Here is an 11,176-nt window from a genome sequence, read left to right on the forward strand (position 1 = left end):
AGCTGGGCGTTGCGTAAGATCCTAAATACTCAATTCAACATTCATTTGAATAATCCTTGTGATTTCTCGCAGAATTGTGCCGCCAGAACCATAAAAAGTTGTTCCCGCTCTCATTCAGAAGATAAGTCCAGGTTACTGAAGGAGTTTGCAGGACTTCTTTTTCGTGCACAATTCCGTTCTGATCAATTTGAACGGTATGAAACGCACTGACAATTTCTGTCTTAATTTTATCGGACAATTCTCGAAAGCCTTCCATAGCAATGCGGTTAAACTCCGTCAGCGGATTTTTTTTGCCCAGCGCTACCAAATAAATGCTCTCCCGGACATCGGAGATATAGGCAAGATATTCCGCCCAGCATTTATCCAGATAATGAAGCGTAAGCTGTTTTTCAATCTTTTGCATAAGCTTTGTTCCATATTTCTCAGACAAAGACAGATATCTTTCCGTAGCTTGAAGCTGCAAATGATTCAACACCGTTTCATCTCTCAGGATCCGAAATCTTTTCTCAACAACGATCCGCCGCTGGTGCTCAATTATCGAGGAATACTCCCATAACTGTCTCCGGATATCTTCATGATATCCCTCAATCATTCTGATTCCTCTCGTTATTTCGAGTCTGACAACAGGATCTGAAACGGGACCTTCCTGATCCTGAGGACAATGGTCTTTCGGAATAAAGCGGGCAAGCTGATAATTCTTGATCAGTTCATCTTCCAGACTGATAAAGAATCTGCTTTCTCCCGGTTCACCCTGTCTTCCAGCTCTTCCCCTGAGTTGATTGTTCACCCTGCGGCTTTCAAAAAGGCTTGTCCCGATGACATATAAGCCTTCGGCAGTCATCACTTTTTCTTTTTGTTCCTCCCTGGCTCCGCCCAGCTTAATATCAATGCCTCTGCCGGCCATATTGGTGGAAACCGTAACCACTCCGGGTTCGCCGGCCTGCGCAATGACTCCGGCTTCCATTTCATCGTTTTTGGCATTTAAGACCCTGCACGCGATTCCCGCCTGACGGAGGTCAGCCGCCAAAGACTCCGACTCTGCGACGCTTCCTGTTCCGACCAGTATAGGCCTGCCCCGGAGGTGTACCCTGTTAATCTCTTCGAGTAATGCTTTTTGCTTGGCTTCCCGGCTTGTAAATATCCAGTCAGGATGATCTGCACGGATACACGGCCTATGGGTAGGAATGACAACAACCTCCATGCCGTAAAATTCGTTGAATTCACCGGCTGAGGTTACAGCCGTTCCTGTCATTCCAGAAATTTTCGGATATAAGCTTAAAAAATGCTGCAGCGTGACTGATCCCAAAATCATCCCGTTCTTCCCCGAATTTATACCTTCTTTGGCCTCCACGGCTGCCTGAATGTCCTCGGGCCAGTGGCGTTTGTCGGCAATACGTCCCGTGTATGGATCAATCAGTTCGATCCTGTCGTTTCGGAGAATATAGTCCGTATCCCTTTTGAGCAAGACCTCTGCATGCAACGCACAGTTTATCCTAGCCAGCAGCTGAAGATCTTGAGCCTGGTAAAGATTACTTTTGTTCAGCATTTTTTCTATATGCTGAAGTCCGCTGTCAGTTAAAAAGACATGATTGCCGTTCTGGTTCAATTCAAAATCCAGAAAAGGCCGTAATTCTTTCACCAGTCCGGCGAGGTGGGACAGATCCTCTCTGCCCCCGCTCTTTTCTCCGGCAATCACCAGCGGAATCCGTGCTTCATCAATTAAAATTGAATCGGCCTCGTCAATAATTGCATAATGAAACGGGCGCTGAACCAGCTCCTTCTGCTCCAAACAAAGGCAATCCCGCAGATAATCAAAACCGGCTTCTTTAGCCGAGACATAGGTTATATCCGCCGAATAAGCCTTTTGCCGTTCCGCTAAAGCCATGCCTTCCCTGACACATCCAACCGACAGTCCAAGAAATTCATAGACCGGTCCCATCCAGCTGGCATCCCGGGCTGCCAGATAATCGCTGAATGTGAGGATATGTACACCTTTTCCGGCTAAAGCGTTCAGATAAGCTGGCATGACTGCTGACAGGGTCTTACCTTCTCCAGTCTGCATCTCAGCAATCTTCCCCTCATGCAATACAATCCCCGCAATCAGTTGTTCCGTAAAAGGAAACAGGCCCAAGGCCCGGCGTGATGCCTCCCTGGCCAGTGCAAAAGCTTCCGGCAGCAGCAAATCAAGCGAACTTCCGCTTGCGGCCCGGAATTCTAAACGCTTCCTAATTTCTTTTATCTGTGTCTCGTCTGCCTGCGCAAGTCGGTACTGTTCGATCTGTTCCAGTATGGCATCATAGGCTTTCAAATTATAGGTCAGCGCATACTCCCGCTGCCTCATAAATCGGCTGATTTGTTCCATCTTCGCTTTGAATCCGGCTGGATTAAGTCTATCCGTAAGAGATTTAAACATAAAAATACCTCTCCTTATAAATATACAGAAATTCCACTGTCAGGAATTAATACCGACAGCCATCCTGGATCATTACAAAGAAAGGTTCCTGACAAGTTTCAGAAGATGGAACATAATAAGCAGCATCAGCGTGAAGAAAAAGACAATATCCAAAGATAGGGTAAAGTGGTTCGAAGCAATCGCAAAAAAGGCCGTGAAAAGAACCAGACTTCCGCACCACATTTGACGCAGAAAACCGCTGCGAAGCGACTCGCTCTCAGCAATATACAACCAGAATAACACCGGACAGGCTGCATAGGCCCGGGATTGTATCCCCTGTAAAATTGTTTTCCGGATCATATTTACCGCCGGAATGAGTACTGAAATAATCAGCCCCAGGATGAACAAGTCCAACATTCTAATACCCTCTTTGAATCTTATTATACAAAATATCTTCGCTTAAAAATATCCCATTAGAAAAAATAATCCCGTAATCGGTAATCATAGGCCCCTACAGCGGCCGGATCTGCGTCAATCAGTGTAATAAACATAGGAAGCTCTTAGCAGACGGCAGACATATGCCCTGCACGACAAATATGCCTCTCCAAAAAAGAACCGAAGAAAAATGAATAATAATATTAACAAACCCTAAGCCTCTACTTGCTTAGGGTTTGTTCTATGTGGAACATTTATAAATTGAGCTTATAAAGTCTTTGCCATCTCATTTAATTCTCCGCACATTGCGGTAATTTCCTCAATACTGGCTGTGACTTGTTCCGTTGCTGCGGCCTGTTCCTGGCTGGCATGCAATGAACTTTTACTCATATCTCCAGCATCATTCACTTTGGCTTTGATGGTATCCGTTAATTCCTGGATCCGGGGAACAGTGCTCTTAGATTGTTCTGAAAGCTTTCTTATTTCTTCCGCCACAACACCAAAGCCTCTGCCTGATTCCCCGGCTCGGGCGGCTTCAATTGCTGCGTTCAGACCAAGCATTTTTGTCTCGTCCGCTATTTCTTTTATGAAGACAGAAACCTTATTAATTTCTTCAGAAAGGCCGATAATCTCCTTAATATTGTTGTTCAGATTTTGTTCGTTGGAGTGAATACTCGTAGCCTCCGCTGCGAGCTCTTCAATCGCTGCAGAAATTGCAGACAAGCCGTCTTCAAGATTTCCTGAAATAATGCGCAGGTGTGCTGCTGTTTTTTTGGGGATAATGACTCCCAGAGAAGCGACTATTTCGTCAGGATTGTCTTCGTCAAAGAGCGGGTAATTTGTTTCTAAAACAGGGAAACCGTATATCTCTGCTCCACCTTCTTCTGAAATAGGCTTTTTCGTTTTGATGGTCCGGGAAGCAACATCTTCTTCCTGAATAACATGGCCAACAGGAAGAGACGATATATCAAATTTTCGAGAAGCCTGCCGGTAAACAACCTGAGTTAAATCCGTCATGTAAATAACCGAACCTTCATCGAACATTTCAGCCAAAACAGGGGCAAAATCCTTAAAGGCAGCAGCCACAGGGTGTAATTTTGGTAGAAAAACAGAAAATGTACCGAAAACATTGTCGGTATCATCAATAATTGGCATAGCGACAATGATGAGCCGTTGACCATAGACGGTTCGGGGAACATTCTGTGAGACTGTTTTTTTATTACGCACTGCATTCATCATCACGCCGTTGCTCTCAACATGATACCCAACCTCAAACGAATCTAAGTGAAAAGAATCTGAAGAAAATCTCCAAACAATTGTATCTCCTTCCGTTACGCAAAACATAATTCCGCCCGGAACCAGATGGCCTAGAGTTTCTGCCAAGGATTTGCATGAATCTAAAGCCGAAAATTTAATCATATTTGTTCCTCCATTTTTAACTAACAGATGCAAATATTTCGTTTTTTAATTTCGTGACATCCAGAAGCATAATCAAGCGATCCTCTACTTTACAGATTCCTTTGATGCAGCTATTGCCTAAATAAGCGATTTCGACATATAAACTTTCGATGGACTCTTCACCTACACTCAGAACCTCGGAAACATCATCCACAATGTTGCCTAAAAGCATTCCTTCCAGATTAAGTACCAGCAACCGGCTGTCATTTTCTGTTTCCGTGTTTTCAAGACCAAATCTTTTTCTAAGGTCTACCACGGGAATAACCTGATCTCTAAGGTTTAACATACCTTCTATGAAAGGAGGCATGTTCGGCATTTTGGTAATGTTCTTGGGAATTCGGATTATTTCCTGGGCACAAAAAATGTCAATGCCGTAATATTCTTTGCCCACAGCAAACACCACCATTTGAATATTTTTCAAAATATCACCTCCTTTTTTATAGTTATTTATATCGTATTTTTTATGCTATCGTTTAAATGGGTTATATCAAAATGATAGACTAAAGCTAATAATCCCAAACAAAAACTTTTTTAATAAATTAAAATATCTTTAAAAAATGAGAAAAAAGAACAAATATTATTATAGCTTTATAAATAATTAATATTGATAAAATATTTAGATAATTGAAACAATATTTGGCTAAACGTACTAGACAAACGAAGGAAAGGAGAAAAATGTGATGCAGCAGAAAGAAATAGTCAGAAAAATTGTCGAAACGTTTTATGGTGCTACAGAAATTACAACCTTGTACGTCCCGTTAACACTGGTTAATCGCCCTTCAATTCTAAGAGGATCCAACTATACATTCTTGATGGACTATTTTGAGTTTGGTGAAATCATCAATTTTCTTACAGCTTTGTTTGAACAAGACTCTTTTGACTTGAATACTTATCATACTGTTATTACCAAGAACTTCTTTGTCTATAACATTGTGATGATCGGGTACAAAACAAGAAAAATAGGAGCGGTGGTTTCTGGGCCGCTCATCGTTCATGATCCTCCAGAAATAGTTCTGGATAATATTCTCAGGTCTCAATTATTATCCTTTCAGAAAAAGCAGGAGTTCAAGACCGCATTGAAAACAGTGCCTTTGGCCACTTTAAAACGTATTGATTACCTAGGAAGATTTCTCCTTGTGTTATGTAAACCCAATATCAAGACATTAGTCGGCTCGAAGCAAAATTTTCACTGCTGGAAAGAAAGAGATCCCAAGGCAGGATATAAGAATTTGCTTAATCCCTGTCTGGAGGAGGATAGAAAAAGCCATTATGACATGATTTATTTTTTTCTTAAGAGTGCTAGAGATAACATCATCCGCGGAGATGAAAAAGGAATACAACTGCTTCTCAGAAAATCCGGGGACTTGCTATGGCAAACACGGGCCTACGATGAGCAATATATTTCTTCCCTAAAATTAAATTGCATCATTACAGGCAGCATCTGCTGTCTTTACGCCATTAAGGGAAATGCTCCCTATGAACGGATGATGTCTCTGCTGGAGCGTTTTATTGTCAAGATAAATAAACAGAGTTCACCTGAAGAAATTATTATTCAAATGGTAGAAATCTCTAAAGTGTTTACACACGCCGTTTCTGTCTTAACCTATAAGGAATATTCGATCCATATAAACCGGGCTTTACAGTATATCAAACGTTATTATGCTGAAAAGATCACTTTAAATCAGCTGTCCGGGTATCTTGGCTTAAACCCTTCATATCTTTCCAGTCAAATAAACAAAGAAACACACTTAACACTTGCAGGCAATATTAATAAAATCCGGATTGAGCAAAGCAAGGATCTTTTGCTGAATTCCAATAAGCCCATTAAGGAGATTGCTGATGCGGTGGGGTATAACTATCAAAACCATTTTAATTCTATTTTTAAAGGCATAGTTGGGATGACCCCGCTAGAATTTCGAAAAAAAGGATTCTTAAGATAAATTAAAAACATCCGGCACATTGCTTAAATGCCCGGACGTTTTTTAGTCTCTATTATTAAATTTCTGGGAACAAGTCTTTTATTTATTCTGATGTCATCTAATGTCCAATATCGGAGATTTCTTTAAGTTTCTTGCTTCGTGGCGTATACGCGGGCACACCTAACGGCTTACAATGTCAAATTGTCAAGGTGTAGGTGTCGTTTGACCATAGGTCAAAATTTAGAGCGAATAAAGAAGTGCATTGCAAATGGCTGCAGCAACATTGCTTCCGCCTTTTCGGCCTCTGGCTACGATGTAGGGAACGCCGGAAAGCATGATCAGCTCTTTAGACTGCACAACGTTGACAAAGCCGACAGGAACTCCAATCACCAGCACCGGCTTAATCTGTCCTGACCGAATAAGCTGGTCCAGTCTGATCAGTGCTGTAGGTGCATTTCCGACGGCGATGATCAACGGTTCCGGAATGGTACTGGCCTTCTCCATGCAAACAGCCGCGCGTGTGCTGCCCTTTTCTTTTGCTTCCTGTGCTACGTCCTGATCGGATATAAAGCAGTAAACCTTTCCACCATAAGTGCCTAGTTTGCCGACATTGATTCCAACGCTGGCCATTTTTGTATCTGTTAATATCGACGCTCCATTTTTAATGGCATTAAGCGCAATCTGCACGACATTGTCGGAAAAACACAAGTTATGGACATAATCAAAATCCGCCGAAGTATGGATCACCCGCTTGATGATTGGGGCTTTCTCCATATCCAGTTGAATATCCCCAAGCTCTTCCGTGATGATCTCAAAGCTTCTTTTTTCAATCTCCTCTGGCAGTACATTTTCAAATCGATACTCCATGATTGTTTACCTTCCTACTTTTTCTGGGTTAATATTTGGGGGCGCATTTTGATCCATGGCTTATTTTAGCTTTCTTTATGCGCTATGCTTACTCCAACAGGCCAGACCGATAACACAAACACTGGGTTCTGTCCCGTAAAGAGATGATAATTCGCCAGTTTTCTGGCTTTGGAGACCATTACTTGAATAATCTCTACGTCATAAACAGTCTGATCGTTATAGTAATCCATGGCTTCATTCAGGGTTTCCAGCGTAATTGCATTGATAACAATTCCCGCAACCGGGTTTTTGGCATAAACCATATCGAGTATTTCCTTCAAATTACCGCTGCTGCCGCCGATAAAAACCCTATCCGGGGGCGGAAGCTCTGCAATACCGTCCGGTGCCGTATTTTTGATAACAACAAGATTTTTTACACCGAATTTCTCTTTATTCCTTTGGATGAGCTCTACCGCCTGATCCTTTTTTTCGATCGCATAGACAAATCCATCCGACTGCTGCAGTGCCATTTCAAGTGCAACAGAACCGGTCCCGGCACCAATATCGTAGGTGATATCGCCCTGGCGGAGACGTAGCTTAGAGAGAGAAACTGCCCGGACCTCCTGCTTGGTCATCGGCACATCACCACGCACAAACCATTCATCTGGAAGCCCGTGCGTGATGCAGGCCCGGTCCAGCGGCGTAACATTTTCGATTATCATGACGCTCAGTGAGGCGAAAGGCTGTTCAATAAATTCTTGGGCCTTTCCGGTGCAAATCCTCTCATCCGAATAAGATAGGTTTTCACCAATACTGACTTTGACATGAGCTAAGCCGAAATCACAGAGTCTCCTACAGATGGATGCCGGATTCTGGTCTCCACCTGTCAGAACAAATACCTTCTTGTTATTTGTCACTTTTCCAACGATATTATTGGCTCTGCCATGCAGGCTGCAGATCACGGCATCATCCCAGGCAGTTCTGAGCTTCGAGGCAAAATACTGAAGTGATCCAATTCCGCAAATCAAGCGGATGTTTGGTGAAGCCACGAGGTTTTCGGATTCCAGAGTACCGAGGAGCGACTTTGCCAGGCTGTAGAAGCCAACATCCCCAGACACCAGAATAGAAACTTCATAGGAGCATGTGCCGGCCGATTGCAGCGTATGCAGAAGTTCCCTGATCTGCCGATCCTGGGTCGCATAATATAAGTCTTTTCCATCTGCTAAGTTCATCAATCCTGCCAGGATACGCTTATCACCAATTAGACATTGGCTTCGTTCTATTGCCTCCGCTGCCTCACGAGTCAGCTGCAGGAGATTGCCTGGGCCCATGCCAATGATGTTCAGCTGCAGCATTTTGCGTCACCGCTCATTTCCTTTATCCGATCGACAACAATTTGTGCAAGTCTCTTATCTGCCCCCAAAGTTTGTCCAAAGCTGATTTTTACATTGGGGTATTCTTTCAAGAATTCATCAATCTCAGCCGGAATATCCTCCAGAATATGAACACCGGCAAACAGGAAATACGGAATGACCTTGATCTCTGTAACTCCCCGGTCAACAAGTTTTTTCAGGCCTGTTTCCAGATTGTTAGCGGAGAATTGTAAGAACGCATATTCAATTAAATTAGTATTGAGTCCAAACTTCAGTTCTTCCTTAACCATCTCAATGATTTTCTGCAGCGTATTTTCGGTTTCACTTTGTCTGCTGCCGTGAGCTAAGATTAAAATTCCCGTCATCGCACTCTTCCCTTTCCAAAAAAATAATTCCTTAAATTGAAAATTCTAACTCCATTACCTGGTATTCTAATGAAATCGGTTATTCAAATTTAGAGAGATCTTAAGGCCTTCTCTGCACACTCCAGCGTCCGGTCAATATCCACTTCCGTATGGGAATTAGAGATAAATACCGCTTCGAATTGCGCAGGGGCAAGATAAATTCCCTGATTCAGCATGGCACTGAAGAATCGTCCATACATCTTTGTATCACTGGTCAAGGCATCGGTATAATTATAGACTTCCCGTTCGGTAAACAACAGCGTTGAAAGCGAGCCGATACTGTTTACCTTCGCCTTTAGGCCTCTAGCTTTGATCAGTTCCCGTAATCCGTTGCTTAGTCTTGCTGAGAGACTATCAATATGCGTATAGATCTGCGGGTTGTTTTTAAGAATAGACAGTTGCGCAATACCTGCAGCCATGGCCACAGGGTTTCCGCTTAAGGTTCCTGCCTGATAGACTCCTCCGCAGGGTGCGACCTGCTGCATAATTTCTTTTCTTCCACCGTATGCCCCGACCGGCATGCCGCCGCCAATAATTTTTCCGTAAGCCGTTAAATCCGGCTTAATGCCAAACAGTTCCTGGGCTCCGCCTAGACCAAGCCTGAATCCGGTAATAACCTCATCGGCAATGAGCAATGTGCTGTTTTCAGTACAAAGCTTTTGCAGTTCCTGCAGAAAACCCGGCTTCGGCAGGACAACACCCATATTGGCAGGTACAAGCTCAACAATCACTGCTGCAACCTGATCTTTATTGTTTTCAAATAAGGCCTGCACACTGCCAATATCATTAAATACCGCCGTCAGGGTATCAGCGGCGCATCCAGGAGGAACCCCGAGGCTGCTCGGTACGCCGGAGGACATAACCCCCGATCCTGCCTTGACCAGCATTGCGTCGCTGTGTCCATGGTAACAGCCTTCAAATTTTATGATTTTATTTCTGCCGGTAAAACCGCGGGCTGCACGTACTGCGCTCATCGTTGCTTCTGTTCCTGAATTGACCATCCGGATCATTTCAATTGACGGAACCAAGTCACAGATCAATTGGGCCATCCTGACCTCAGCTTCTGTGGCAGCTCCGAAGCTCAAGCCATTTTCAGCCACTGCCGTCACTGCTTTGAGCACTTCCGGGTTGGCATGTCCGAGGATCATCGGCCCCCAAGAGCCGATATAATCGATATACTCGTTACCGTCTACATCATAGAGTCTTGCCCCTTTGGCACGGCTGATAAAGCGCGGCGTATCGCCGACAGACTGAAAATTACGCACAGGACTGTTGACTCCGCCGGGCATCAACTGTTTAGCCTTTTCATATAATATTTCCGATTTCATAGCTTGTACCTGCCTTTTAACTGTTAAATCTTAACCAATTCTTCCTTCACTGATATACGCCGCAATCTCCGGTGCAAAATATGTGATCAGCATATCGGTTCCAGCCCGGAAAAAACCCACGGTCGTTTCGCAGATCATCGCGGCTTCATCAATCAGTCCGGCCTTGGCTGCAGCCTTGATCATACTGTACTCTCCGCTGACACTGTAAGCAGCCAGGGGAAGGTCAAACGTCTCTTTGAGCTTGGCGATCACATCCAGATAAGCCAGAGCTGGTTTGACCATCAAAATGTCCGCCCCTTCCAGCATATCAAGTTCAGATTCCCGGACGGCTTCCCGCAAATTATGGTAATCCATTTGATAAGTTTTCCGGTCTCCGAAAGACGGTGCGCATCCGGCTGCCTCTCGAAAAGGTCCGTAGAAGGAGGATGCATACTTGGCCGAATAGGACATAATCGGTATATTCGTGAAATGATGTTGGTCCAACGCTTCGCGGATGGCCTGCACCCGTCCGTCCATCATATCGGATGGCGCTACCATATCTGCACCGGCCTGGACATGGGATACTGCTACTTTGGCCAGTATTGACAGAGTACCGTCATTATCCACTTCCTTGCCTTTTAATAGGCCGCAATGTCCGTGACTGGTATATTCGCAAAGGCATACATCTGTAATGACATTAATCTGTGGAAAGCTCGACTTGATTTTCCGAACAGCCTGCTGCAGGGCACCGTTTTCGTTATAGGCCTCACTTCCGGTCTCATCCTTGCGACTGTGCTCCGGTACCCCGAAAAGCAGAACACTGCCGATACCAGCCTTGATGACGGTCTCCACCGCATGTTCAACCCGGTCCGGGCTGTAGCGCTTCTGGCCGTCCATCGCTGCGATATTTTCTTCAATTGCACTGCCTTCCTTGATAAATATCGGGTAGATCAGGGCACTTTTAGAAAGACGAGTTTCACGTACCAACTCCCGGGTAACGTTGTCTTTTCTCAATCTTCTCGGTCTGATTGCTTCCATCGGT

Annotated in this window: 10 protein-coding genes; 1 reads left to right on the top strand and 9 read right to left on the bottom strand. The window is 44.2% G+C overall.

Annotated features, from left to right (window positions below):
- Positions 1-34: 34 nt before the first annotated feature.
- The 4 genes from secA2 to AB3489_RS14420 all read right to left on the bottom strand — a co-directional run bounded on the left by secA2 (position 35) and on the right by AB3489_RS14420 (position 4,706).
- Positions 35-2,413 carry an accessory Sec system translocase SecA2 gene (gene secA2 / locus AB3489_RS14405; RefSeq protein WP_368293414.1) on the bottom strand — a complete coding sequence of 793 codons (2,379 nt, stop codon included), beginning with the start codon at positions 2,411-2,413 and terminating at the stop codon, positions 35-37.
- A 72-nt stretch (positions 2,414-2,485) separates the two neighbouring features.
- Positions 2,486-2,809: a hypothetical protein gene (locus AB3489_RS14410; RefSeq protein WP_368293415.1), complete on the bottom strand. Its 324-nt coding sequence runs from the start codon at positions 2,807-2,809 to the stop codon at positions 2,486-2,488.
- Between the two features lie 285 nt (positions 2,810-3,094).
- Positions 3,095-4,246: a methyl-accepting chemotaxis protein gene (locus tag AB3489_RS14415; protein WP_368293416.1), complete on the bottom strand. Its 1,152-nt coding sequence runs from the start codon at positions 4,244-4,246 to the stop codon at positions 3,095-3,097.
- A 16-nt stretch (positions 4,247-4,262) separates the two neighbouring features.
- Positions 4,263-4,706, bottom strand: coding sequence for a chemotaxis protein CheW (locus tag AB3489_RS14420; protein WP_368293417.1), 444 nt, complete (start codon positions 4,704-4,706; stop codon positions 4,263-4,265).
- Between the two features lie 259 nt (positions 4,707-4,965).
- Here AB3489_RS14420 and AB3489_RS14425 point away from each other — a divergent pair, with 259 nt between their 5' ends.
- On the top strand, positions 4,966-6,225 hold the full coding sequence (locus AB3489_RS14425; protein ID WP_368293418.1) for a helix-turn-helix transcriptional regulator: 1,260 nt from the start codon (positions 4,966-4,968) through the stop codon (positions 6,223-6,225).
- A gap of 219 nt (positions 6,226-6,444) precedes the next feature.
- Here AB3489_RS14425 and AB3489_RS14430 read toward each other — a convergent pair whose 3' ends face one another.
- The 5 genes from AB3489_RS14430 to hemB all read right to left on the bottom strand — a co-directional run bounded on the left by AB3489_RS14430 (position 6,445) and on the right by hemB (position 11,172).
- Positions 6,445-7,071, bottom strand: coding sequence for a precorrin-8X methylmutase (locus tag AB3489_RS14430; RefSeq protein ID WP_368293419.1), 627 nt, complete (start codon positions 7,069-7,071; stop codon positions 6,445-6,447).
- A gap of 65 nt (positions 7,072-7,136) precedes the next feature.
- Positions 7,137-8,405: a precorrin-6y C5,15-methyltransferase (decarboxylating) subunit CbiE gene (cbiE, locus tag AB3489_RS14435; protein WP_368293420.1), complete on the bottom strand. Its 1,269-nt coding sequence runs from the start codon at positions 8,403-8,405 to the stop codon at positions 7,137-7,139.
- Positions 8,393-8,788, bottom strand: coding sequence for a sirohydrochlorin chelatase (locus AB3489_RS14440; protein ID WP_368293421.1), 396 nt, complete (start codon positions 8,786-8,788; stop codon positions 8,393-8,395). Before AB3489_RS14440 ends, cbiE begins: the two co-directional genes overlap by 13 nt.
- A gap of 89 nt (positions 8,789-8,877) precedes the next feature.
- Positions 8,878-10,155 carry a glutamate-1-semialdehyde 2,1-aminomutase gene (gene hemL / locus AB3489_RS14445; protein ID WP_368293422.1) on the bottom strand — a complete coding sequence of 426 codons (1,278 nt, stop codon included), beginning with the start codon at positions 10,153-10,155 and terminating at the stop codon, positions 8,878-8,880.
- A 30-nt stretch (positions 10,156-10,185) separates the two neighbouring features.
- Complete coding sequence (gene hemB / locus AB3489_RS14450; protein WP_368293423.1) at positions 10,186-11,172, bottom strand: porphobilinogen synthase; 987 nt, start codon at positions 11,170-11,172, stop codon at positions 10,186-10,188.
- Between the last annotated feature and the right edge of the window lie 4 nt (positions 11,173-11,176).

The sequence above is a fragment of the Dehalobacter sp. TBBPA1 genome (assembly GCF_040931655.1).
GTDB lineage: Bacteria > Bacillota > Desulfitobacteriia > Desulfitobacteriales > Syntrophobotulaceae > Dehalobacter > Dehalobacter restrictus.

Excerpts from the sequence above, each read along its gene's own strand:
- secA2 (WP_368293414.1), bottom strand. The coding sequence starts at position 2,413 with ATGTTTAAATCTCTTACGGATAGACTTAATCCAGCCGGATTCAAAGCG.
- AB3489_RS14410 (WP_368293415.1), bottom strand. The coding sequence starts at position 2,809 with ATGTTGGACTTGTTCATCCTGGGGCTGATTATTTCAGTACTCATTCCG.
- AB3489_RS14415 (WP_368293416.1), bottom strand. The coding sequence starts at position 4,246 with ATGATTAAATTTTCGGCTTTAGATTCATGCAAATCCTTGGCAGAAACT.
- AB3489_RS14425 (WP_368293418.1), top strand. The coding sequence starts at position 4,966 with ATGCAGCAGAAAGAAATAGTCAGAAAAATTGTCGAAACGTTTTATGGT.
- AB3489_RS14430 (WP_368293419.1), bottom strand. The coding sequence starts at position 7,071 with ATGGAGTATCGATTTGAAAATGTACTGCCAGAGGAGATTGAAAAAAGA.
- cbiE (WP_368293420.1), bottom strand. The coding sequence starts at position 8,405 with ATGCTGCAGCTGAACATCATTGGCATGGGCCCAGGCAATCTCCTGCAG.
- AB3489_RS14440 (WP_368293421.1), bottom strand. The coding sequence starts at position 8,788 with ATGACGGGAATTTTAATCTTAGCTCACGGCAGCAGACAAAGTGAAACC.
- hemL (WP_368293422.1), bottom strand. The coding sequence starts at position 10,155 with ATGAAATCGGAAATATTATATGAAAAGGCTAAACAGTTGATGCCCGGC.
- hemB (WP_368293423.1), bottom strand. The coding sequence starts at position 11,172 with ATGGAAGCAATCAGACCGAGAAGATTGAGAAAAGACAACGTTACCCGG.